General features: G+C 71.7%; 21 protein-coding genes. 16 read left to right on the forward strand and 5 right to left on the reverse strand.

Annotated elements, in window-relative coordinates; translation table 11 throughout:
* Positions 1-1,880 (forward strand): RelA/SpoT family protein (locus DVH02_RS07670; protein ID WP_147286017.1); only part of this gene is annotated, 1,880 nt, incomplete at its 5' end.
* 120 nt (positions 1,881-2,000) lie between these two features.
* On the opposite strand, the gene DVH02_RS07675 is transcribed toward DVH02_RS07670, so the two are convergent.
* Positions 2,001-3,230 (reverse strand): DUF349 domain-containing protein, encoded by a 1,230-nt coding sequence (locus tag DVH02_RS07675; protein WP_114622947.1) that lies wholly within the window; start codon positions 3,228-3,230, stop codon positions 2,001-2,003.
* A 149-nt stretch (positions 3,231-3,379) separates the two neighbouring features.
* Positions 3,380-4,168 (reverse strand): peptidylprolyl isomerase, encoded by a 789-nt coding sequence (locus DVH02_RS07680; protein WP_114622948.1) that lies wholly within the window; start codon positions 4,166-4,168, stop codon positions 3,380-3,382.
* A 169-nt stretch (positions 4,169-4,337) separates the two neighbouring features.
* Here DVH02_RS07680 and DVH02_RS07685 point away from each other — a divergent pair, with 169 nt between their 5' ends.
* The 4 genes from DVH02_RS07685 to DVH02_RS07700 all read left to right on the forward strand — a co-directional run bounded on the left by DVH02_RS07685 (position 4,338) and on the right by DVH02_RS07700 (position 8,571).
* Positions 4,338-5,063: an MBL fold metallo-hydrolase gene (locus tag DVH02_RS07685; protein WP_114622949.1), complete on the forward strand. Its 726-nt coding sequence runs from the start codon at positions 4,338-4,340 to the stop codon at positions 5,061-5,063.
* A 13-nt stretch (positions 5,064-5,076) separates the two neighbouring features.
* A complete protein-coding gene (gene hisS, locus DVH02_RS07690; protein WP_114622950.1) occupies positions 5,077-6,339 on the forward strand; it encodes a histidine--tRNA ligase in 1,263 nt (420 codons plus the stop codon).
* A 160-nt stretch (positions 6,340-6,499) separates the two neighbouring features.
* Entirely contained in the window at positions 6,500-7,135 is a 636-nt protein-coding gene (locus DVH02_RS07695) for a vitamin K epoxide reductase family protein (RefSeq protein WP_114622951.1), read from the forward strand.
* 77 nt (positions 7,136-7,212) lie between these two features.
* The gene (locus tag DVH02_RS07700) at positions 7,213-8,571 is read left to right on the forward strand and encodes a replication-associated recombination protein A (protein ID WP_114622952.1); all 1,359 of its coding nucleotides are present in this window, start codon (positions 7,213-7,215) and stop codon (positions 8,569-8,571) included.
* Between the two features lie 48 nt (positions 8,572-8,619).
* Here DVH02_RS07700 and DVH02_RS07705 read toward each other — a convergent pair whose 3' ends face one another.
* Positions 8,620-9,309, reverse strand: coding sequence for a DUF2470 domain-containing protein (locus DVH02_RS07705; protein ID WP_114622953.1), 690 nt, complete (start codon positions 9,307-9,309; stop codon positions 8,620-8,622).
* Between the two features lie 191 nt (positions 9,310-9,500).
* Between DVH02_RS07705 and rpsD the strand changes: the two genes are divergently transcribed.
* Positions 9,501-10,115, forward strand: coding sequence for a 30S ribosomal protein S4 (gene rpsD, locus DVH02_RS07710; protein WP_114622954.1), 615 nt, complete (start codon positions 9,501-9,503; stop codon positions 10,113-10,115).
* Positions 10,116-10,158: 43 nt separating this feature from the next.
* Here rpsD and DVH02_RS07715 read toward each other — a convergent pair whose 3' ends face one another.
* The gene (locus DVH02_RS07715; protein ID WP_114622955.1) at positions 10,159-12,351 is read right to left on the reverse strand and encodes an ATP-binding protein; all 2,193 of its coding nucleotides are present in this window, start codon (positions 12,349-12,351) and stop codon (positions 10,159-10,161) included.
* Between the two features lie 179 nt (positions 12,352-12,530).
* Here DVH02_RS07715 and DVH02_RS07720 point away from each other — a divergent pair, with 179 nt between their 5' ends.
* From DVH02_RS07720 to ruvX, 4 genes are read left to right on the forward strand one after another with little or no spacing between them, the layout of a single operon-like run.
* On the forward strand, positions 12,531-12,953 hold the full coding sequence (locus DVH02_RS07720; protein WP_114622956.1) for a DUF948 domain-containing protein: 423 nt from the start codon (positions 12,531-12,533) through the stop codon (positions 12,951-12,953).
* 7 nt (positions 12,954-12,960) lie between these two features.
* Positions 12,961-13,287: a DUF6167 family protein gene (locus tag DVH02_RS07725; RefSeq protein ID WP_114622957.1), complete on the forward strand. Its 327-nt coding sequence runs from the start codon at positions 12,961-12,963 to the stop codon at positions 13,285-13,287.
* Positions 13,287-15,956 carry an alanine--tRNA ligase gene (alaS, locus tag DVH02_RS07730; RefSeq protein ID WP_114622958.1) on the forward strand — a complete coding sequence of 890 codons (2,670 nt, stop codon included), beginning with the start codon at positions 13,287-13,289 and terminating at the stop codon, positions 15,954-15,956. The genes DVH02_RS07725 and alaS overlap by 1 nt, the downstream gene beginning before the upstream one ends.
* Positions 15,957-15,964: 8 nt before the next feature.
* On the forward strand, positions 15,965-16,429 hold the full coding sequence (gene ruvX / locus DVH02_RS07735; protein ID WP_114622959.1) for a Holliday junction resolvase RuvX: 465 nt from the start codon (positions 15,965-15,967) through the stop codon (positions 16,427-16,429).
* 112 nt (positions 16,430-16,541) lie between these two features.
* Here the strand turns inward: ruvX and DVH02_RS36920 are convergent, their stop codons facing one another.
* Positions 16,542-16,985, reverse strand: a complete 444-nt coding sequence (locus tag DVH02_RS36920; protein WP_325051338.1) for a hypothetical protein — start codon at positions 16,983-16,985, stop codon at positions 16,542-16,544.
* Positions 16,986-17,090: 105 nt separating this feature from the next.
* Here DVH02_RS36920 and mltG point away from each other — a divergent pair, with 105 nt between their 5' ends.
* The 6 genes from mltG to aroQ all read left to right on the forward strand — a co-directional run bounded on the left by mltG (position 17,091) and on the right by aroQ (position 22,770).
* On the forward strand, positions 17,091-18,467 hold the full coding sequence (gene mltG, locus DVH02_RS07740; protein ID WP_325051339.1) for an endolytic transglycosylase MltG: 1,377 nt from the start codon (positions 17,091-17,093) through the stop codon (positions 18,465-18,467).
* The gene (locus tag DVH02_RS07745; protein ID WP_114622961.1) at positions 18,445-19,281 is read left to right on the forward strand and encodes a shikimate dehydrogenase; all 837 of its coding nucleotides are present in this window, start codon (positions 18,445-18,447) and stop codon (positions 19,279-19,281) included. Before mltG ends, DVH02_RS07745 begins: the two co-directional genes overlap by 23 nt.
* 186 nt (positions 19,282-19,467) lie before the next feature.
* Positions 19,468-20,652 carry a chorismate synthase gene (gene aroC, locus DVH02_RS07750; RefSeq protein WP_114622962.1) on the forward strand — a complete coding sequence of 395 codons (1,185 nt, stop codon included), beginning with the start codon at positions 19,468-19,470 and terminating at the stop codon, positions 20,650-20,652.
* Positions 20,649-21,242: a shikimate kinase gene (locus DVH02_RS07755; protein ID WP_114622963.1), complete on the forward strand. Its 594-nt coding sequence runs from the start codon at positions 20,649-20,651 to the stop codon at positions 21,240-21,242. Before aroC ends, DVH02_RS07755 begins: the two co-directional genes overlap by 4 nt.
* On the forward strand, positions 21,239-22,333 hold the full coding sequence (gene aroB / locus DVH02_RS07760) for a 3-dehydroquinate synthase (protein WP_114622964.1): 1,095 nt from the start codon (positions 21,239-21,241) through the stop codon (positions 22,331-22,333). Before DVH02_RS07755 ends, aroB begins: the two co-directional genes overlap by 4 nt.
* On the forward strand, positions 22,330-22,770 hold the full coding sequence (gene aroQ / locus DVH02_RS07765; protein ID WP_114622965.1) for a type II 3-dehydroquinate dehydratase: 441 nt from the start codon (positions 22,330-22,332) through the stop codon (positions 22,768-22,770). Before aroB ends, aroQ begins: the two co-directional genes overlap by 4 nt.
* Positions 22,771-23,353 lie beyond the last annotated feature (583 nt).

The following is a 23,353-nucleotide window of genomic DNA, read 5'->3' on the forward strand; positions in this document are numbered from 1 at the left end:
TCCGCAAGATGGTCGTCGCCATGGCCAAGGACCCGCGCGTCCTGGTCATCAAGCTCGCCGACCGGCTGCACAACATGCGCACCATGCGCTATCTCAAGCGGGAGAAGCAGGAGAAGAAGGCCCGCGAGACGCTGGAGATCTACGCGCCCCTGGCCCACCGGCTGGGCATGAACACCATCAAGTGGGAGCTGGAGGACCTCGCCTTCGCGATCCTCTACCCCAAGATGTACGACGAGATCGTCCGGCTGGTCGCCGAGCGGGCCCCCAAGCGCGACGAGTACCTGGCCATAGTGACCGACGAGGTGCAGTCGGACCTGCGCGCGGCCCGGATCAAGGCCACCGTCACCGGTCGCCCGAAGCACTACTACAGCGTCTACCAGAAGATGATCGTCCGTGGCCGTGACTTCGCGGAGATCTACGACCTGGTGGGCATCCGGGTCCTCGTCGACACCGTCCGCGACTGCTACGCGGCGCTCGGCACCGTCCACGCCCGGTGGAATCCGGTGCCCGGACGGTTCAAGGACTACATCGCCATGCCCAAGTTCAACATGTACCAGTCGCTGCACACGACGGTCATCGGGCCCAACGGCAAGCCGGTCGAACTCCAGATCCGCACGTTCGACATGCACCGCCGCGCCGAGTACGGCATCGCCGCGCACTGGAAGTACAAGCAGGAGGCCGTCGCCGGTGCCTCCAAGGTCCGCACCGACGTGCCCAGGAGCGCAGGGCGGGGCGCGGGCCAGGACACCGTCAACGACATGGCGTGGCTGCGCCAGCTGCTGGACTGGCAGAAGGAGACCGAGGACCCCAGCGAGTTCCTGGAGTCGCTGCGCTTCGACCTCTCGCGCAACGAGGTCTTCGTCTTCACGCCCAAGGGCGACGTCATAGCGCTGCCCGCCGGCGCCACCCCCGTCGACTTCGCGTACGCCGTACACACGGAGGTCGGCCACCGCACCATAGGAGCCCGGGTCAACGGGCGGCTCGTACCGCTCGAATCGACACTCGACAACGGCGACCTGGTGGAGGTCTTCACCTCCAAGGCGTCCGGCGCCGGACCCTCCCGTGACTGGCTGGGCTTCGTCAAGTCGCCCCGGGCCAGGAACAAGATCCGGGCCTGGTTCTCCAAGGAGCGCCGCGACGAGGCGATCGAGCAGGGCAAGGACGCCATCGCGCGGGCCATGCGCAAGCAGAACCTGCCGATCCAGCGCATCCTCACCGGGGACTCGCTGGTCACCCTCGCCCACGAGATGCGCTACCCCGACATCTCGTCGCTGTACGCGGCCATCGGCGAGGGCCATGTCGCCGCCCAGGGCGTCGTGCAGAAACTGGTCCAGGCGCTCGGCGGCGAGGACGCCGCCAACGAGGACATCGCGGAGAACTCCCCGCCCTCGCACGGCCGTTCCAAGCGCCGCTCCAGCGCCGACCCGGGGGTGGTCGTCAAGGGTGTCGACGACGTCTGGGTGAAGCTCGCCCGCTGCTGTACGCCGGTACCGGGCGACCCGATCATCGGCTTCGTCACCCGGGGCAGCGGCATCTCGGTGCACCGCGCCGACTGCGTCAACGTCGACTCGCTCTCCCAGCAGCCCGAGCGGATCAAGGAAGTCGAGTGGGCGCCGACCCAGTCCTCGGTCTTCCTGGTCGCCATCCAGGTCGAGGCGCTCGACCGCTCCCGGCTGCTCTCGGACGTCACCCGCGTCCTGTCCGACCAGCACGTCAACATCCTGTCGGCAGCCGTCCAGACCTCCCGCGACCGGGTCGCCACCTCGCGCTTCACCTTCGAGATGGGAGACCCGAAACACCTCGGGCACGTCCTGAAGGCGGTCCGGGGCGTGGAGGGCGTGTACGACGTCTACCGGGTCACCTCGGCACGCCGACCGTAGGGCCGGGTCGCGCGCCACACGCGAAAGCCGACCGTAGGGCCGGGTCGCGCGCCACACGCGAAAGGGGCTCCCCGTACCCGAAGGTACGGGGAGCCCCTCTTCGCAGCGCTCGCCCGGCTCTCAGCCGCCGAACTCCTGCAGGCCCTTCAGCGCCTGGTCCAGCAGCGCCTGACGGCCTTCCAGCTCACGGCCCAGCTTGTCGGCCCTGGCGTTGTTGCCCGCCGCGCGCGCCGCGTCGATCTGGGTGCGCAGCTTGTCGACGGCCGCCTGGAGCTGACCGGTGAGACCGGCCGCCCGCGCCCGCGCCTCGGGATTGGTACGCCGCCACTCGGTCTCCTCGGACTCCTGCAGAGCCCGCTCGACCGCGTGCATCCGGCCCTCGATCTTCGGCCGGGCGTCCCGCGGCACATGGCCGATGGCCTCCCAGCGCTCGTTGAGGGCCCGGAAGGCCGCCCTGGCCGTCTTGAGGTCCGTGACCGGCACCAGCCGCTCGGCCTCGACCGCCAGCTCCTCCTTGAGCTTCAGATTCTCCGACTGCTCGGCGTCACGCTCCGCGAAGACCTCGCCACGTGCCGCGAAGAAGACGTCCTGGGCACCGCGGAAGCGGTTCCACAGCTCGTCCTCGGCCTCGCGCTGGGCGCGTCCCGCCGCCTTCCAGTCCGTCATCAGCTCCCGGTAGCGGGCGGCCGTACCGCCCCAGTCGGTCGAGCCCGACAGCGACTCGGCCTCCGCGACCAGCTTCTCCTTGGCCTTACGTGCCTCCTCGCGCTGCGCGTCGAGTGCGGCGAAGTGGGCCTTGCGGCGCTTGGAGAACGCCGAGCGCGCGTGCGAGAAGCGGTGCCACAGCTCGTCGTCGGACTTCCGGTCCAGCCTCGGCAGGCCCTTCCAGATGTCCACCAGCGCCCGCAGCCGCTCGCCCGCCGACCGCCACTGGTCGCTCGCCGCCAGCTCCTCGGCCTCGACGACCAGCGCCTCCTTGGCGACACGCGCCTCGTCGGTCTGCTTGGCCCGCTGCGCCTTGCGCTCCTCACGGCGCGAGTCGACGGTCGCGACCAGCCCGTCCAGCCGCACCCGCAGCGCCGCCAGATCGCCCACGGCGTGATGCTCGTCGACCTGGCCGCGCAGATGGTCGATGGCCGCCGTCGCGTCCTTCGCGGACAGGTCGGTGGTCTTCACCCGCCGCTCCAGGAGGCCGATCTCGACGACCAGGCCCTCGTACTTGCGCTCGAAATAGGCCAGAGCCTCCTCCGGAGAGCCCGCCTGCCACGATCCGACGACCTGCTCGCCCTCGGCCGTCCGCACGTACACGGTGCCCGTCTCATCGACACGGCCCCACGGCTCGCTGCTCACAGCGCCTCCTCCACCTGATGCCCACGAGGGGTATGGCCCCGGACATCGTCCACAGTTTCCCGGGGCGGGCCGCGCCCGCCCCGCACAACGCCAATCTAGGCGACCGGCCGCCCGGCTGTCCGCACTCAGCGCGGCCGAAATTCACAGGGTCACGCCTTGTCGACCGTGCCCTTCTCCACGGTGACGGCCTTCTTGGGCGCTCCGTCCGCGCCGTCGCCGTCCACTCCGGCCTTCGCCACGGCCTTCACGGCCTTGAGCCCGGCGTCGTCCAGCGTCCCGAACGGGGTGTAGCTGGGCGGGAGTTTGGTGTCCTTGTAGACCAGGAAGAACTGGCTGCCGCCGGTGTGCGGCTGGCCCGTATTGGCCATCGCCACCGAGCCCGCCGGGTACGTGACGGCGCCGTCGGCGCCCGCCTTGCCCAGCGCCGTCAGATTCTCGTCCTCGATCGTGTAGCCGGGCCCACCGGTCCCGTCGCCCTTCGGGTCACCGCACTGCAGCACGAAGATGCCCTCGGTGGTCAGCCGGTGGCACTTCGTCTTGTCGAAGTAGCCCTTGTCGGCCAGCGCCTTGAAGGAGTTCACCGTGTGCGGTGTCTTCGCGGCGTCCATCGCGATCTTGATGTCGCCCTGGTCCGTCTTGAGATCGAACGAGTACTTCGCCGACTTGTCGATCGTCATCTTCGGTTCGGGCTCGGCGCTCTCGGTCTCCGAGGGCGACGGCGAGGGGGACGCCTCCGCCGCCGCGTTGCTCTTGCTGTCGCCGTCGGAATTCTGCACCGCCGCGTACACCCCGGCGCCGGCGACCGCCACCACGGCCAGTACGGCTCCGATGACGACGTTGCGGACCTTCGCCTGCTGCCGCGCCTCGGCCCGCCGCCGCTGCTGCCGCTCGAACTTCTCCCGGGCGAGCTGCCGCCGCCGCTGATCGCTGTTGACCACCGGGTCTTCTCCTCGATTGTCGTGTGATCACGTGCCGCCCGACCGGGGCCAGGCACCTGGCCCCGTACGGTATATGGATTGGCTGTGGAATGAGCAGCGCCGGTACCCTTCGATCTGCCGCTTTCCCGCCACCGGGGCCCACCGCGCCCCGCGACACATAAGGACGATTGTGCTCATTGCCGGGTTCCCCGCCGGGGCCTGGGGGACCAATTGCTATCTGGTCGCCCCCGCCGCCGGCGAGGAGTGCGTGATCATCGACCCCGGTCACCGGGCCGCGCCGGGCATCGAGGACGCGGTCGGGAAGCACCGCCTCAAGCCCGTCGCCGTCATTCTCACCCACGGCCACATCGACCATGTCGCCTCCGTCGTACCGGTCTGCGGCGCCCGGGGTGTACCGGCGTGGATCCACCCCGCCGACCGCTACATGATGAGCGCCCCGGAGAGGGCACTCGGCCGCTCGATCGGGATGCCGATCATGGGCGAGCTGACCGTGGGGGAGCCGGACGACGTCCGCGAGCTGACCGACGGCGCCGCACTGGCCCTGGCGGGCCTGGAGTTCACCGTCGCGCACGCGCCCGGCCATACGAAGGGGTCGGTGACCTTCGGGGTGCCCGGGTCCACCGGCGGCGGTGTCGACGTACCGCCGGTGCTGTTCTCGGGCGACCTGCTGTTCGCCGGCTCCATCGGACGCACCGACCTGCCCGGCGGCGACCACGCCGAGATCCTCGACTCGCTGGGCCGGGTGTGCCTGCCGCTCGACGACTCGACCGTGGTGCTGTCCGGCCACGGCCCCCAGACCACCATCGGCCGGGAGCGCGCCACCAACCCCTATCTGCGCGAGGTGGCCGCAGGCTACGGAAGCGGCCCGACCGCCGCTCCCCGACGAGGAATGTGACACACCGATCACCATGAGCACCTTCCAGGCCCCCAAGGGCACCTACGACCTGATCCCGCCCGTCTCCGCGACCTTCCTCGCGGTACGGGAGGCGATCTGCGCGCCGCTGCGCGCCTCGGGCTACGGATACATCGAGACGCCCGGCTTCGAGAACGTCGAGCTGTTCGCACGCGGCGTCGGCGAGTCCACCGACATCGTCTCCAAGGAGATGTACGCCTTCGAGACCAAGGGCGGCGACCGGCTCGCCCTGCGCCCCGAGGGCACCGCCTCCGTGCTGCGCGCCGCGCTGGAGGCCAACCTCCACAAGGCCGGGAACTTGCCGGTCAAGCTCTGGTACTCCGGCTCGTACTACCGCTACGAGCGCCCGCAGAAGGGCCGCTACCGCCACTTCTCGCAGGTCGGCGCCGAGGCCATCGGCATGGAGGACCCGGCGCTCGACGCCGAACTGATCATCCTGGCCGACCAGGCGTACCGCTCGCTGGGGCTGCGCCGGTTCCGCATCCTGCTCAACTCGCTGGGCGACAAGGAGTGCAGGCCGGTCTACCGGGAGGCGCTCCAGGGCTTCCTGCGCGGCCTCGACCTGGACGAGGAGACCCGCCGCAGGATCGAGATCAACCCGCTGCGGGTCCTTGACGACAAGCGCGCCGACGTACAGAGCCGGCTGGCCGGGGCGCCGATGCTCCGCGACTACCTGTGCGACGCCTGCAAGGCGTACCACGAGGAGGTCAGGGAGCTGCTGACCGCCGCCGGGGTCGCGTTCGAGGACGACGAGAAGCTGGTGCGCGGCCTCGACTACTACACGCGCACGACCTTCGAGTTCGTCCACGACGGTCTGGGCTCGCAGTCGGCGGTGGGCGGCGGCGGCCGGTACGATGGGCTCTCCGAGATGATCGGCGGCCCCGCCCTGCCGTCGGTCGGCTGGGCGCTGGGCGTGGACCGCACGGTGCTGGCGCTGGAGGCCGAGGGCATCGCGATCGACGTGCCCAGCGCCACCAGCGTCTACGCGGTGGCGCTCGGCGAGGAGGCCAGGAGGACGCTGTTCGGCCTGGTCACCGAGTTGCGCAGGGCCGGTGTCGCCGCCGACTTCTGCTACGGCGCGAAGGGGCTGAAGGGCGCCATGAAGAACGCCAACAGGTCGGGCGCCCGGTACACCGTCGTCGCGGGCGAGCGCGATCTCGCGGAGGGCGTGGCCCAGCTCAAGGACATGGAGAGCGGCGAGCAGGTGCCGGTGGCGCTGGACGGCCTGGTCGCCGAGGTCACCCGGCGGCTCGGCTGAGACCCCGCCGCGCACGCGGGCGGGGCCGGGACGCACACCGTCCGGGCCCCGCCCCTCTTTATCCCGGCCGAACGGTGCGGGCACAGGTCCGTACGGCACAATGAGGCTGCTCCAACGAGCCCGCAGTGCCCCCACCCGACCTCAGTGACGGAACGGCGATATGACGAGTGCAGCGGTTGACGACGTCTCCTCCGGCCGCCGGGGCGAAGGCGCCCCGGGTACGGTCGGCGGCGGTCGGGCGTTCGCCCTCCTGCTGATCATCACGGGCGCGGCGGGAGTGCTGGCCGCCTGGGTGATCACCATCGACAAGTTCAAGCTGCTCGAAGACCCGAACTTCACGCCGGGGTGCAGTCTGAACCCGGTGGTGTCGTGCGGGAACATCATGAAGAGCGCGCAGGCGTCGGTCTTCGGTTTCCCCAATCCGATGCTGGGGCTCGTGACCTACTCGGTGGTGGTGTTCGTCGGGGTCGGGCTGCTGGCGGGGGCGCGCTACCGGGGCTGGTTCTGGCGGGGGCTGCACGCGGGGACGCTGTTCGGGGTCGGGTTCTGTACCTGGTTGCAGTACCAGTCGCTGTACAGCATCAACTCGCTGTGCCTGTGGTGCTGCCTCGCCTGGGTCGCCACCATCGTCATGTTCTGGTACGTCACCTCCCACAACATCCGAACCGGGGTCCTGCCCGCGCCGTCCTGGCTGCGCCGGTTCCTCGACGAGTTCACCTGGCTCCTGCCGGCGCTGCACATCGGGATCATCGGGATGCTGATCCTCACCCGCTGGTGGGACTTCTGGACGGGCTGAGCCGCACCGGACCGGCGAAGCGGCCCCGACCGGTCGCCCGTACGGGCGCTGTCAGTGGACTGGCATAGGCTTCACGCGTGGAGCCCGACCTCTTTACCGCAGCGGCGGAAGACCGCCAGGAGAAGGACCCGTCCAGCAGCCCCCTGGCCGTGCGGATGCGCCCCCGCGTCCTGGACGAGGTCGTCGGCCAGCGGCATCTGCTGAAGCCGGGGTCCCCGCTGCGCCGACTGGTGGGCGAGGGCGGCGGCGGTCCGGCCGGAGCCTCGTCCGTGATCCTCTGGGGTCCGCCGGGCACCGGCAAGACCACCCTCGCCCATGTTGTCTCCAAGGCGACCGAAAAGCGCTTCGTCGAGCTGTCCGCGATCACCGCGGGCGTCAAGGAAGTACGGACCGTCATCGACGGAGCGCGCCGCGCCTCCGGGGGCTACGGCAAGGAGACCGTCCTCTTCCTGGACGAGATCCACCGCTTCAGCAAGGCCCAGCAGGACTCCCTGCTGCCCGCCGTGGAGAACCGCTGGGTGACGCTCATCGCGGCCACCACGGAGAATCCGTACTTCTCGATCATCTCGCCGCTGCTGTCCCGCTCCCTGCTGCTGACCCTGGAGCCGCTCACCGACGACGACGTACGCGGCCTGCTGCGGCGGGCGCTCACGGAGGAGCGCGGGCTCGGCGGCGCGCTGTCGCTGCCCGAGGAGCCCGAGGCGCATCTGCTGCGGATCGCGGGCGGTGACGCCCGGCGCGCGCTCACCGCGCTGGAGGCCGCGGCCGGGGCCGCGATCGACAAGGGCGAGCGCGAGATCTCCCTGGCCACGGTGGAGGAGACCGTCGACCGGGCCGCGGTGCGCTACGACCGTGACGGCGACCAGCACTACGACGTGGCGAGCGCCCTCATCAAGTCGATCCGCGGATCCGACGTGGACGCGGCGCTGCACTATCTGGCCCGGATGATCGACGCGGGGGAGGACCCCCGGTTCATCGCCCGACGGCTGATGATCTCGGCGAGCGAGGACATCGGTCTGGCCGATCCCGCGGCCCTGCCGCTCGCGGTCGCCGCCGCCCAGGCCGTGGCCATGATCGGCTTCCCCGAGGCCGCCCTGACCCTGAGCCACGCCACCATCGCGCTGGCCCTCGCCCCCAAGTCGAACGCGGCGACGACCGCGATCGGCGCGGCTCTGGAGGACGTGCGCAAGGGGCTGACCGGGCAGATCCCGGCCCACCTGCGCGACGGCCACTACCAGGGCGCGGCCAAGCTGGGGCACGCGCGGGGCTATGTCTATCCGCACGACGTACCGGGCGGGATCGCCGCCCAGCAGTACGCGCCGGACTCGGTGCGCGGCAGGCGTTATTACGAGCCGACGCGCTACGGCGCGGAGGCGCGCTACGCGGATGTGGTCGACAAGGTGCGTGAGCGGCTGCGCGGGTCCGGCGCGGGCTGAGCGGGACGGGCGGTGGGACGGGCCGGGGCCGACCGGTCCGGCGGCCGGTCAGCGGGCCGCCGCGTCGAAGAGCGTGTGCATGGCGTAGCGCAGTTCGTTCACGTCGCGCACCGGCTCGGGGAAGTCGAAGCGGGCGTCGAAGCACTGGACGCCGGTGAAGCGCACCCGCAGTCCGAAGCGGTCGATCGCGACCGGCACGGCGGCGCTCCCGGCCGTCGTCCGCTCCCCGCGTTCGCCGAGCAGTTCGCGCAGCGACCGTACCTCGGCGCCGTGGGCGGAGTGCAGATGCTGGAGCAGCTCCGCCTCGTGCTCCACCAGCGGGTCGGCCACGGCTGTCGCGAAGTCCTCGGGCTCGACCTGGTCCGCGCCCCAGAGGTCGTCCACGCACGCTTCGCCGATCTCCAGCCGCAGCACCATCCGGCCGGGTTCCACCTGGTCCGGTCCGCGGGTGAGCCAGCCGGAGAGCCAGGCCCGGCCCCGGATACGGTGGGGTACGGAGACCGGCGCGACATCCGTGATCTCCAGGACCGCGTTGAGTTCGTCGTCCTGCGCGTGGGTCGCGGCGCGTACGGCCGGGGAGTCGGCGGGGAAGACGAGGAACACCTCGCCGTCGGGCCCCACCGACCGGTGGTCGGGCATCAGCTGGTAGGGGAGGGCCCCGTCCAGGCCCGGGATGATCAGTACGGCCGAGCATGTACTCTGTACGAGAGTTCGTGTGCGCTCGGCTGCTGACGGCATCCGATCGATTTCAAGCCCGCTGGGACGCGGCTGACCATGAGCTGATCGGACCTCCGTCGAATCGTCGCCCCCTTCCGCGTGGGCGTCGAGGCTGCTGCTGTCCGTGATGCGCGTGGTGTTCCCAGGGCGAGACATGCGATCTCCTTAAGTAAGGTGAGCCTAACCTAACCTACAACGGAGGTCTGGAGAACGTGCCTAACCAGTCGCGTCCCAAGGTCAAGAAGTCACGCGCGCTCGGTATCGCGCTGACGCCGAAGGCTGTCAAGTACTTCGAGGCCCGCCCCTACCCGCCGGGCGAGCACGGCCGCGGACGCAAGCAGAACAGTGACTACAAGGTCCGTCTGCTGGAGAAGCAGCGCCTGCGCGCGCAGTACGACATCAGCGAGCGCCAGATGGCCCGCGCCTACGACCGCGCCAAGAAGGCCGGTGGCAAGACCGGCGAGGCGCTCGTCGTCGAGCTGGAGCGTCGTCTGGACGCCCTGGTCCTGCGGTCGGGCATCGCCCGCACCATCTACCAGGCCCGCCAGATGGTCGTCCACGGCCACATCGAGGTCAACGGTGGCAAGGTCGACAAGCCGTCGTTCCGGGTCCGTCCCGACGACGTCGTGATGGTCCGCGAGCGCAGCCGCGACAAGGTCCCGTTCCAGGTCGCCCGCGAGGGTGGCTACGACACGGACGGCGAGACCCCGCGCTACCTCCAGGTCAACCTGAAGGCCCTCGCGTTCCGGCTCGACCGTGACCCGAACCGCAAGGAAATCCCGGTCATCTGCGACGAGCAGCTCGTCGTCGAGTACTACGCCCGCTGACGCATCGCGCCCGCCGACCCGGGCGCGCCTGCCTCACAGCGAGTCAGCCCGCCGACTCCCCGCCCCGCGTGGTGGGGGAGTCGGCGGGCTTTCGCGCTCCCCGGGCCCGCCCCCGCCCGCCGGACGGCGGTCGCCGGGGCACCGCCGGGGCGGGCGGCCGGTGCGCGAGTGCCCGCCGCGCGGTCGCGTCCGCCGACAGTCCGCGCCCCTCCTCCTCGTACGCCCGGTACTCCTCGGCGCCCAGCAGCTCCGTCGCGTACCGCTCGCACCGTACGCGCGGCGCGCCGAAGTACGCGGAGCCGAACAGCGGTGGCCCGACCGACCGCCACAGCCGGGTCGCGGCGCCCTGGAGCACCGCCGCCTCGGCGGGATCGCCCTCGCTCGCCGTCACCAGCGCCAGCAGCTCGACGGAGAGCACCAGGCCGACCCGATCCCGGAATCCGTGGTGGATGGCGACGGACTCCGTGATCAGCGTCCGCGCCCGCGCGTGCTCCTCGCGCGTCCAGGCCGCGTACGCCAGCACGTACAGCGCGTACGCCCTGGTCCAGCGCTCGCCGCTGTCCTCGCAGATCTCGCGGACCTCGGCGCACAGCTCGACGGCCGCGTCCAGATCGCCCTGGAAGACCAGGGCCAGGGCCAGTTCGACCTGCCCCATCAGCACATTGCTGTTCAGCTCGCCCAGCTCCCGGTACGCGTCGAGCGCCGAGCGCAGCAGCCGCTCCGCCCGGTCCATCTCGTCCGAGAGCAGCGCCAGACAGCCCAGCCGGTGCACGGCGTAGGCGCGCGCCGGACCGTTCCCGCTGCGGGCGGCCTCCTCCCGGCACTCGTGCAGGGCGCCCACCGCCGCCGCGCTGTCGCCCTGGAGGACCGCCACATAGCCGAGCACCCACAGCGCCTTGAGCCGCGCCCCGTCGCTCGGGGAGTCCAGCGCCAGGGCCCGTCCCAGCCACAGCCGCCCCTCGGTCAGCCGGCCGCAGCCCACCCAGTAGAACCACAGGGTCCCGGCCAGATGCCGGCCCAGGTGCGCGTCCTCGGGATTCTCCAGGCACAGCTCCAGCGCGGCCCGCAGATTGGGCAGCGCGCTGTCCGCCCCGGCCGCCACCTCGGCCTGGCGCGGCCCGAACCAGTCCAGCTCGTACCAGGCGGCCAGGCCCAGATACCAGTCGCGGTGCAGGCCGCGCAGCCGGTCGGTCTCCGCCAGCGCGTCCAGCCACTCGGCGCCGTACGCCCGTACCGTCTCCAGCAGCCGGTAGCGGGTGCCGGCCGGTGTCTCCTCGCGGATCACCAGGGACTGCGAGATCAGCTCGGCCAGTACGTCGAACACGTCGTCGGCCGGCAGCTCGGGCCCGCCGCACACGTACTCCGCCGCGTCCAGGTCGAACGGCCCCGCGAAGACCGACAGCCGCGCCCACAGCAGCCGTTCCTCCGGCGTGCACAGCTCATGGCTCCAGCCGATCGCGGTCCGCAGCGTCCGGTGGCGGGCGGGAGCGTCGCGCCGGCCCTCGGTGAGCACCCGGAAGCGGTCCCCGAGCCGGTCGAGCACCTGCTCGACCGAGAGGGCGTGCAGCCGCCCCGCCGCCAGCTCCAGCGCCAGCGGGATCCGGTCGAGCCGGTCGCACAGCTCCCGTACGGCGGTCAGCCGCTCGCCCTCCGCGCGAAAGCCCTGGTCCCCGGCGGTGGCCCGGTCGGTGAAGAGCGTGACCGCGTCCCGTTCGGCCATCGGGGCGAGCGTGAAGGTCGTCTCGCCCGCCACCCGCAGCGGGCGCCGGCCCACCGCGAGGATCCGCAGCCCGGGGGCCCGGCGCAGCAGCTCGGCGACCAGGGCGCCGCATGCGTCGATGAGCTGTTCGAACCCGTCGAGCACCAGCAGCGCCCGGCGGGTGGCGAGATGCTCGGCGAGCACCCGGCGCGGCGGCCTGCCGCTGTGGTCCGTCAGGCCGAGCGCCTCGGCCAGCGCGTGGTCGAGTAGCTCCGGGTCGCGCAGGGCGGCGAGTTCGGCGAGCCACGCCCCGTCGCAGTAGCGTTTCTGCACCTGGTCGGCGGCGCGCAGCGCCAGCCGGGTCTTGCCCACCCCGCCGACCCCCACCACCGTGACCAGCCGGGACTCCCCGAGCAGGCGGACCACTTCGGACAGCTCGGCGTCGCGCCCGACGAAGCGGTTCGGCTCGGCGGGAAGCCCGCCGGGAGCCGGGAGAGGCGCGTCGGGCGGCGTGCGGGAGCGGAAGGGGCGTCGCATGGGACACGCAGAGTACTCATCCGGCCGCACTCCGTACAATCGCCCCGGCCGCTTCGCGCCGCCACCCCGCGCGCCCGCCGGTAATCCGGTACGGGACGTGACCACCGGCGCGATAGGGTCGGAGGACGACTTTCCAGTCGCCTTCCAGATGACCGTCGACGATCAGGGAGCGGTGCGGCGTGACCGGTGGAGAGGTTGCCGGGATCCTGGTGGCCGTGTTCTGGGCCATCCTGGTCTCCTTCCTGGCCGTGGTGCTGGTGAGACTGGCCCAGACGCTCAGGGCGACCACCAGACTGGTGGCGGACGTCACAGAACAGGCGGTGCCACTGCTGGCCGACGCCTCGGCGACCGTCCGGCAGGCGCAGACCCAACTCGACCGGGTCGACGCCATCGCGACGGACGTCCAGGAAGTCACCTCCAACGCCTCCGCGCTCTCCACCACGGTCGCCTCGACCTTCGGCGGACCGCTGGTGAAGGTCGCGGCCTTCGGCTACGGCGTCCGGCAGGCCATGGGCCGCAGGGGCGCGCCGGCCGCCGGTGACGGGCCGGTGGTCGTCGGGCGCACCCTGCCGGCCGTCCGGCGCAGGAAGAAGAAGGGCTGACGCAGCGATGTTCCGCCGTACGTTCTGGTTCACCGCGGGCGCGGCCGCCGGAGTCTGGGCCACCGCCAAGGTCCACCGCAAGCTCAAGCAGCTGACCCCGGAGAGCCTCGCCGCGCAGGCCGCCAACAAGGCGATCGACGCCGGCCACAAGGTCCGGGAGTTCGCCGTCGACGTCAGGTCGGGCATGGTCCGGCGGGAAGCCGAACTGGGCGAGGCGCTCGGCCTGGAGGCGGCGGCCGACCCGGCACTGCCCGCGCCCCGCCGGCTCGTCGCCGTCGAGCACCCCCGAACCACCTACCCCTACAACTCGCACAACCGGAATGAGGACCACTGATGGAGTCGGCTGAAATTCGTCGCCGCTGGCTGAGCTTCTTCGAGGAGCGCGGTCACACCGTCGTCCCTTCGGCGTCGCTCATCGCGGACGACCCGACTCTGCTGCTGGTCCCGGCGGGCATGGTGCCCTTCAAGCCGTACTTCCTGGGCGAGGTCAAGCCGCCGTTCGACCGCGCCACCAGCGTGCAGAAGTGCGTGCGCACGCCCGACATCGAAGAGGTCGGCAAGACCACCCGGCACGGCACGTTCTTCCAGATGTGCGGCAACTTCTCGTTCGGCGACTACTTCAAGGAAGGCGCCATCTCCTACGCCTGGGAGCTGCTCACCGGCTCCGTGGCGGACGGCGGCTACGGCCTGGAGCCGGAGAAGCTCTGGATCACCGTCTATCTGGACGACGACGAGGCCGAGCGGATCTGGCGCGAGAAGATCGGCGTGCCCGCCGAGCGCATCCAGCGCCTCGGCAAGAAGGACAACTACTGGTCCATGGGCGTCCCAGGACCCTGCGGCCCCTGCTCCGAGATCAACTACGACCGGGGTCCCGAGTTCGGTGTCGAGGGCGGCCCCGCCGTCAACGACGAGCGCTACGTGGAGATCTGGAACCTGGTCTTCATGCAGTACGAGCGCGGCCCCGGCGAGGACAAGGAGAACTTCCCGATCCTCGGCGACCTGCCGTCGAAGAACATCGACACCGGTCTCGGCCTCGAACGCCTCGCCATGATCCTCCAGGGCGTGCGGAACATGTACGAGACCGACACGCTGCGCGTCGTCATGGACAGGGCCACCGAGCTGACCGGTGTGCGCTACGGCGCCGAGCGCGGCTCCGACGTCTCGCTGCGGGTCGTCGCCGACCACATCCGTACCTCGGTGATGCTCATCGGCGACGGCGTCACCCCCGGCAACGAGGGGCGCGGCTACGTACTGCGCCGCATCATGCGCCGCGCCATCCGCAACATGCGGCTGCTGGGCGCCACCGAGCCGGTCGTCGCCCAGCTGGTCGACGTGGTCATCAGGACCATGGGCGAGCAGTACCCGGAGCTGGAGACCGACCGCAGGCGCATCGAGACCGTGGCCCTCGCCGAGGAGGCCGCCTTCCTCAAGGCCCTCAAGGGCGGCACCAACATCCTCGACACCGCCGTCACCGAGACCAAGGCCACCGGTGGCCGGGTCCTCGCAGGTGACAAGGCGTTCCTGCTCCACGACACCTGGGGCTTCCCGATCGACCTCACCCTGGAGATGGCCGCCGAACAGGGCCTGTCCGTGGACGAGGACGGGTTCCGCCGCCTGATGAAGGAGCAGCGGGAGCGCGCCAAGGCCGACGCCAGGGCCAAGAAGTCCGGCCACGCCGATCTCTCCGCCTACCGGGCCGTCGCCGACGCCGGCGGCGCCACCGAGTTCACCGGTTACACCGCCACCGAGAACGAGTCGACCGTCGTCGGCCTGCTCGTCGACGGGGTGACCTCGCCGGCCGCCACCGAGGGCGACGAGATCGAGGTCGTGCTCGACCGCACCCCGTTCTACGCCGAGGGCGGCGGCCAGCTCGCCGACCAGGGCCGGATCCGGCTGGACAACGGCGCCGTCATCACCGTCCGCGACGTCCAGCAGCCGGTCCCCGGCGTCTCCGTGCACAAGGGATTCGTGCAGGTCGGCGAGGTGACCGTGGGCGCCTCCGCGCACGCCGCCATCGACCTGGGCCGCCGCCGGGCCATCGCCCGCGCCCACAGCGCCACCCACCTCACCCACCAGGCGCTGCGCGACGCCCTCGGCCCGACCGCCGCCCAGGCCGGTTCGGAGAACTCGCCGGGCCGCTTCCGCTTCGACTTCGGCTCGCCCGCCGCCGTACCCGGCACGGTCCTGCTCGACGTCGAGCAGAAGATCAACGAGGTGCTCGCCAGGGAGCTGGACGTCCAGGCCGAGGTCATGTCGATCGACGAGGCCAAGAAGCAGGGCGCCATCGCCGAGTTCGGCGAGAAGTACGGCGAGCGGGTCCGCGTCGTCACCATCGGGGACTTCTCCAAGGAGCTGTGCGGCGGTACGCACGTCCACAACACCGCCCAGCTCGGCCTGGTGAAGCTGCTCGGCGAATCGTCCATCGGCTCGGGCGTGCGGCGCATCGAGGCCCTGGTCGGCGTGGACGCGTACCACTTCCTCGCCAAGGAGCACACCGTCGTCGCCCAGCTCCAGGAGCTGGTCAAGGGCCGCTCCGAGGAGCTGCCCGAGAAGATCGCCGGCATGCTCGGCAAGCTGAAGGACGCCGAGAAGGAGATCGAGAAGTTCCGCGCGGAGAAGGTGCTCGCCGCCGCCGCCGGACTCGTCGAGAGCGCCCAGGACGTGCGCGGCACCGCCCTGGTCACCGGTCAGGTACCCGACGGCACCTCCGCCGACGACCTGCGCAAGCTGGTCCTCGACGTACGCGGCCGGATCAGCGGGGACCGTCCCGCGGTCGTCGCCCTGTTCACCACGGCGGGCGGCCGTCCGCTGACGGTCATCGCCACCAACGAGGCCGCGAGGGGCCGCGGCCTCAAGGCCGGTGACCTGGTCCGTACCGCCGCCAAGACCCTCGGCGGCGGCGGTGGCGGCAAGCCCGACGTCGCCCAGGGCGGCGGTCAGAACCCCGAGGCCATCCCGGACGCCGTGGCCGCCGTCGAGCGCCTCGTCGCCGAGACGGCCTGACGACCCGGATGAGACGCGGACGCCGGCTCGCGATCGACGTCGGGGACGCCCGGATCGGGGTCGCCTCGTGCGACCCCGACGGGATCCTCGCCACGCCGGTGGAGACCGTGCCGGGACGCGACGTCCCGGCCGCCCACCGGCGGCTGCGCCAGATCGTCACGGAGTACGAACCGATCGAGGTACTGATCGGGCTGCCGCGCTCCCTCAACGGGGGCGAGGGACCGGCCGCGGCGAAGGTGCGGGCCTTCGCCCAGGAGGTCGCGCGGGGCATCGCGCCGCTGCCGGTACGACTGGTCGATGAGCGGATGAGCACGGTGACGGCCAGTCAGGGGCTGCGCGCTTCGGGCGTTAAGTCCAAGAAAGGCCGGTCCGTTATCGACCAAGTGGCGGCGATTGTCATCCTCCAGAGCGCGCTTGAGGCCGAACGGGTATCAGGTAATCCTCCCGGAGAGAGCGTCGAAGTGGTCATCTGATCGCGGTACGGTAACGTTCCGCGCGATGCGGCAGCGTTCGAACAGCTGCCGCACAGAAAAGAGGCGAAACGGACGCCGTGCCACCGGGCTCGGTGACCGTTCGCCTCGCGGCTCAAGGGGATCGATGACTGACTATGGCCGGGGCCCCGGCTCCGAACCGTGGCACCCCGAGGATCCTTTGTACGGGGACCAGGGGTGGGCGGCACAGCAGGTCACTGACGCCGGCGCTCCCTATGGCGGGCCGCAGCAGCATCAGCAGTACCCGGTCCAGGCCCAGCAGCAGACGTACGCGGGCGGCCCCGATCCGTACCAGCAGCAGCATCAGCAGTACCCGCAGCACCAGCAGCAGGGCGGGCCGCAGCAGTACGACCAGCAGCAGTACGACCAGCAGCAGTACGACCAACAGCAGTACGACCAACAGCAGTACGAAGCGCGGCAGTACGGGGATCCGCGGTACGGCAACGGTCAGTACGGCGACCAGGGCCAGGGCCAGGGTCAGGTCCAGCAGCCGCCGCAGCACTCCCAGCCGCAGCACCCGCAGCAGGGGCAGCAGCACCCGCAACATCCCCAGCAGGCCGGTTACCAGGACCCCCAGTACACCGACGGTCAGTACAACGACCCGCAGTACAACGGCGGTTGGGACTCCGGGCAGCAGGCGGAGATGCCCTACGGAGGCAACTCCTCCGGCCCGTACGACGACCGGCAGGGCGGCTACGGCGAGAACGACCACTACGCCACCCCCGACGCCTACCCGCCGCCCCAGCCGCCCGGCCAGCGCCGCGCCGAGCCGGAACCGCAGGCCGAGGACTCGGCGGAGGCACAGGACGGGCAGGAGAAGGAGACCCACCCCTTCTTCACCGGCGACGACCCCGAAGGCTCCGACGCCGACCGGCCCGGCGACGAGACCGAGAGCCGCGGCGACGGCCGGGACGGCGGCCGGAGCAAGTCGAAGAAGAAAAAGGGCCGCAACGGCATCGCCTGCCTCGTGGTGGCCGTCGTGCTGGTCGGCGGCGTCGGCGGCGTCAGCTATGTCGGTTTCCAGTTCTGGCAGAGCAAGTTCGGCCCGCCGCCGGACTACGCGGGCTCCGGCGCGGGCTCCGTCCAGGTCGAGATCCCCCAGGGCGCGGGCGGCTACGAGATCGGCGCCATCCTGGTGAAGAACGGGATCGTCAAGAGCCAGCGCGCCTTCGTCTCCGCCCAGAAGGGAAACCCGAAGGGCAACACGATCCAGGCGGGCGTCTACACCCTCAGCAAGGAGATGTCCGCGGCGAACGCCGTGAAGACCATGCTGAGCCCCAACAGCCGCAACGCCCTGATCATCCCCGAGGGCACCCGCAATGTCAGGGTCTACGAGAAGATCGACAAACAGCTCGGACTCACCGCGGGGACCACGCAGGGCATCGCGAAGAAGGAAGCCGCCAACCTCGGCCTGCCCAAGTGGGCCAAGAGCGGCTCCCCGATAAAGGATCCGCTGGAGGGCTTCCTCTACCCGGCGAGCTACCCGGTGGCCAAGGGCACGAAACCCGAGGCCGTCCTCAAGAAGATGGTCTCCAGGGCGAACGCGGAGTACAACAGGCTGGACCTTGAGGAGAACGCCAAGAAGCACGACCTCGAAGGCCCCTGGCAGCTGCTCACCGTGGCCAGCCTCGTCCAGGCCGAGGGCAAGACCCACGACGACTTCCGTAAGATGGCCGAAGTCGTATACAACCGGCTCAAGCCCAGCAACACGGAGACGAACCAGCTCCTCCAGTTCGACTCCGCGTTCAACTACCTCAAGGGCCAGAGCAAAATCGACATCAGCGAGTCCGAGATCAACAAGAATCAGGACCCGTACAACACCTACACCCAGAAGGGCCTCACCCCCGGGCCCATCGGCAACCCGGGCAACGAGGCGCTGGCCGCCGCCCTCAACCCGACGGACGACGGCTGGCTCTACTTCGTGGCGACCGACGGTCAGCACAAGACCGAGTTCGCCAAGACCTATGCCGAGTTCGAGCCACTCAGGGACAAGTTCAATGACCGGAAGAGCAACGGCTGAGGGGCGCCGCGCGGCCGTCCTGGGGTCGCCCATCGCACACTCCCTCTCACCCGTGCTCCACCGGGCCGCGTACCGTGAACTCGGCCTCGCCCACTGGTCGTACGACCGTTTCGACGTGGACGAGGCCGGGCTCCCCGGTTTCCTCGCCGGACTCGACGCCTCCTGGGCCGGTCTCTCGCTGACCATGCCGCTCAAACGCGCCGTCATCCCGCTGCTCGACGAGGTCTCCGACACCGCCGCCTCGGTGGAGGCCGTCAACACCGTCGTCCTCGGCGCGGACGGCCGGCGCACCGGGGACAACACCGACATCCCCGGGATGATCGCCGCGCTGCGCGAACGGGGCGTGGAGAAGGTCGAGTCGGCCGCCGTCCTGGGCGCGGGCGCGACCGCGTCGTCCGCGCTCGCGGCGCTCGCCCGGATCTGTACCGGCCCGGTCACCGCGTACGTCCGCAGCGCCGCCCGCGCCGCCGAGATGCGGGGCTGGGGCGAGCGGCTCGGCGTGGACGTCCGTATCGCCGACTGGGCGGCGGCCACCGAGGCGTTCGGCGCCCCGCTGGTGATCGCGACCACCCCGGCGGGCACCACCGACGCCCTCGCGGTGGACGTCCCCGACCGCCCCGGCACGCTCTTCGACGTGCTCTACGAGCCCTGGCCGACCCCGCTGGCGGCGGCGTGGTCGGGCGCGGGCGGCGGGATCGTCTCCGGCCTCGACCTGCTCGTGCACCAGGCCGTACTGCAGGTGGAGCGGATGACGGGGCGCTCGCCCGCGCCGCTGGACGTGATGCGCGCGGCGGGCGGGAACGCGCTGCGCTGACCGCTGGCCCCGGCGCCGTCCGGGACCCGGACGCATGCCCGTGCGACATCGGCGACGTGGAAGAATCGGTCACGGCGGGCCGTGGCCGCGCACCCGGTCGTGCCGCCAGAGCCGCGCCGGGCGACCGCCCGGCGCACACCCTGTCAGGAGGCACTGGCAGTCCAGGCGCGAATAAGAGGAGCACCGTTGAGCAGGTTGCGCTGGCTGACCGCGGGGGAGTCGCACGGCCCCGCACTCGTGGCGACGCTGGAGGGTCTTCCCGCCGGTGTGCCCATCACCACGGAGATGGTGGCGGACCACCTGGCCCGGCGGCGCCTCGGTTACGGCCGCGGTGCGCGGATGAAATTCGAGCGGGACGAGATCACCTTCCTCGGCGGTGTCCGGCACGGTCTGACCATGGGTTCCCCCGTCGCGATCATGGTGGGCAACACCGAGTGGCCCAAGTGGGAGCAGGTCATGTCGGCCGATCCGGTCGACCCCGCCGTGCTGGCCGACTCGGCCCGCAACGCGCCGCTGACCCGCCCCAGGCCCGGCCACGCCGACCTCGCGGGGATGCAGAAGTACGGCTTCGCCGAGGCCAGGCCGGTCCTGGAGCGGGCCAGCGCGCGGGAGACCGCGGCGCGGGTCGCGCTCGGCGCCGTGGCGCGCTCGTACCTGAAGGAGACGGCCGGGATCGAGATCGTCTCCCACGTCGTCGAACTGGCCGCGGCCAAGGCCCCCTACGGGGTGTACCCGACCCCGGGCGACGTGGCGAAGCTCGACGCGGACCCGGTGCGCTGCCTGGACGCCGACGCGAGCGCGGCGATGGTCGCCGAGATCGACCAGGCCCACAAGGACGGCGACACCCTCGGCGGCGTCGTGGAGGTCCTGGCGTACGGCGTGCCGGTCGGGCTCGGCTCGCACGTGCACTGGGACCGCAGGCTGGACGCGCGGCTGGCCGCCGCCCTCATGGGCATCCAGGCGATCAAGGGCGTCGAGGTCGGCGACGGCTTCGGGCTCGCCCGGGTGCCCGGATCGCGGGCGCACGACGAGATCGTCACGACCGACGAGGGCATCAGGCGCTCCTCGGGCCGCTCCGGCGGTACCGAGGGCGGGCTGACCACCGGCGAACTGCTGCGGGTGAGGGCCGCGATGAAGCCCATCGCGACCGTGCCGCACGCCCTCGCCACCGTCGACGTGGCCACCGGCGAGGCGACCAGGGCGCACCACCAGCGCTCCGACGTGTGCGCGGTGCCGGCCGCCGGGATCGTCGCCGAGGCCATGGTCGCGCTGACCCTGGCCGACGCGGTCGCGGAGAAGTTCGGCGGCGACAGCGTCGCCGAGACGAGCCGGAACGTCCGCTCGTTCCTCGACCACCTCCAGATCCGATGAGCGCACCGGTCGTCGTGCTCGTCGGCCCGATGGGGGTCGGCAAGTCGACCGTCGGCGAGCTGCTCGCCGCCCGGCTCGGCACGGCCTTCCGCGACAGCGACGCCGACATCGTCGCCGCCCAGGGGCGGCCGATCTCCGACATCTTCGTCGACCAGGGCGAGACGCACTTCCGGGAGCTGGAGCGCGCGGCGGTACGGGCCGCGCTGGCCGAGCACACCGGTGTGCTGGCGCTCGGCGGCGGCGCCGTCCTCGACGCCTCCACCCGCGAGCTGCTCACCGGGCTGCCCGTCGTCTATCTGACGATGGAGGTCGGCGAGGCGGTCAAGCGCTCCGGGCTGAACACCGCGCGTCCGCTGCTCGCCGTCAACCCCCGCCAGCAGTGGAAGCTGCTGATGGAGGCGCGCCGCCACCACTACACGGACGTGGCCCGGGTCGTCGTCCCGACCGACGACCGGACTCCCGAAGCGGTCGTGGAAGCGGTGCTGGACGCGCTGCGGCTGAAGCGGGTGCCGGCACAGGAAGCGGATCAGTCCGACGACCCGGGCACCCCCGGCGACCCCGGCACGCCGGGCAAGGAGAAGCAGGTATGACGGACCAGACAGTCACCCGGATCCAGGTCGGCGGCACCGCGGGGCACGACCCGTACGAGGTGCTGGTGGGCGGGCAGCTGCTCGGCGAGCTGCCCGCGCTGATCGGCCCCCGGGCCAAGCGCGTCGCGGTCCTGCACCCCGAGGCGCTCGCCGGGACCGGCGAGGCGCTGCGGCAGGACCTCGCGGAGCAGGGGTACGAGGCCGTCGCCATCCAGGTGCCCAACGCCGAGGAGGCCAAGACCGTCGAGGTCGCCGCGTACTGCTGGAAGGCGCTCGGACAGACCGGCTTCACCCGTACCGACGTGATCGTCGGCGTGGGCGGCGGCGCCACCACCGACCTGGCCGGGTTCGTCGCGGCCACCTGGCTGCGCGGGGTGCGCTGGATCGCCGTACCGACGACCGTGCTCGCCATGGTCGACGCGGCGGTCGGCGGCAAGACCGGCATCAACACCGCCGAGGGCAAGAACCTCGTCGGCGCCTTCCACCCGCCCGCCGGGGTGCTGTGCGACCTCGCCGCGCTGGACTCGCTCGGTGTCCACGACTACGTCAGCGGGCTCGCCGAGATCATCAAGGCGGGCTTCATCGCCGACCCGGCCATCCTCGGCCTGATCGAGTCGGACCCCGAGGCCGCCCGTACCCCGGCGGGGCCGCACACCGCCGAGCTGATCGAGCGGGCGATCCGCGTCAAGGCCGAGGTCGTCTCCAACGACCTCAAGGAGTCCGGGCTCCGCGAGATCCTCAACTACGGCCACACCCTCGCGCACGCCATCGAGAAGAACGAGCGCTACAAGTGGCGGCACGGCGCCGCCGTCTCCGTCGGCATGGTCTTCGCCGCCGAACTGGGCCGGCTCGCCGGCCGGCTCGACGACGCGACCGCCGACCGGCACCGCGCCGTACTGGAGTCCGTCGGGCTGCCGCTGACCTACCGGGGCGACCAGTGGCCCAAGCTGCTGGAGACCATGAAGGTCGACAAGAAGTCCCGCGGCGACCTGCTGCGCTTCATCGTGCTCGACGGGCTGGCGAAGCCGACCGTGCTGGAGGGCCCGGACCCGGCCGTGCTGCTCGCCGCGTACGGGGAGGTGTCGGCGTGAGCCGCCGGGTCCTCGTCCTCAACGGGCCCAATCTGGGGCGGCTCGGCTCGCGCGAGCCGGACGTCTACGGCTCCACCTCGTACGAGGGGCTGGTGGACGCCTGCCGGACGCTCGGCGCGGAGCTGGGCCTCGACGTGGAGGTGCGCGAGACGAACGACGAGGGGGAGCTGATCCGCTGGCTGCACGAAGCGGCGGACGGGGCGCTGCCGGTCGTGCTCAACCCGGGCGCGTTCACGCACTATTCGTACGCGATGCGGGACGCGGCGGCGCAGCGCACCGCGCCGCTGATCGAGGTGCACCTCTCCAACCCGTACGCGCGCGAGGAGTTCCGGCACACCTCGGTGGTCGCGGCCGTCGCCAGCGGTACGGTCGCGGGCTTCGGCATCGGCTCGTACCGGCTCGCGCTGCGCGCTCTCGCGGAGCGATTGGCGGGCTGACGGCACCCGTCCTTCCGGGCGGGACGGAGAACGGCGGGCGGGGCCGGGGACGTTGAGCGGCTCCCGGCCGTTCCCACGGAGAGCCCGTCGGGCGACCTCGCGGCCCGCCCGGTCGGAGGTCACCCGACAGCCTCCGCGGCGGCCGGGGGCGGTACCGTTCGGTAGCGCGCCGACCCGGGTTCCTCGTACGGAGGGCCCGAGGCCGCCGACCAGCGTCAGTCGCACGAGACGGAGTGGCACCGGATGCAGCATTCACTCGGGGATCCGCTGCCTTCTCCCCAGGGCCCGGGGCCCGGCACGTGGGGACCTCGGGCGCCCGCGCCGGGGTGGTCCACCGGAGCCCAGCCGGCCCGGGGACCGCAGCACCCGGCCCCGGGACAGGTCCCCGGACCGCAGGGACACCGGAGCACCGGCCCGCAGGTTCCCGCGCCGCACGGAGCACCGGGGGCGCCGGGGACCCATGGGGCGCCGGGGTCGCCGGGGGCGTACGGGGCGCCGCCCGCGCCGCCCATGCCGCCCGCCGGCCCGCCCGCCGGGCCGCCCGCCGGTGTGCCGTCCGGGCCGCCCCCGGGCGCCACGGGGA

It is taken from the genome of Streptomyces corynorhini (genome assembly GCF_003346515.1).
In the GTDB taxonomy this organism is placed as follows: domain Bacteria; phylum Actinomycetota; class Actinomycetes; order Streptomycetales; family Streptomycetaceae; genus Streptomyces; species Streptomyces corynorhini.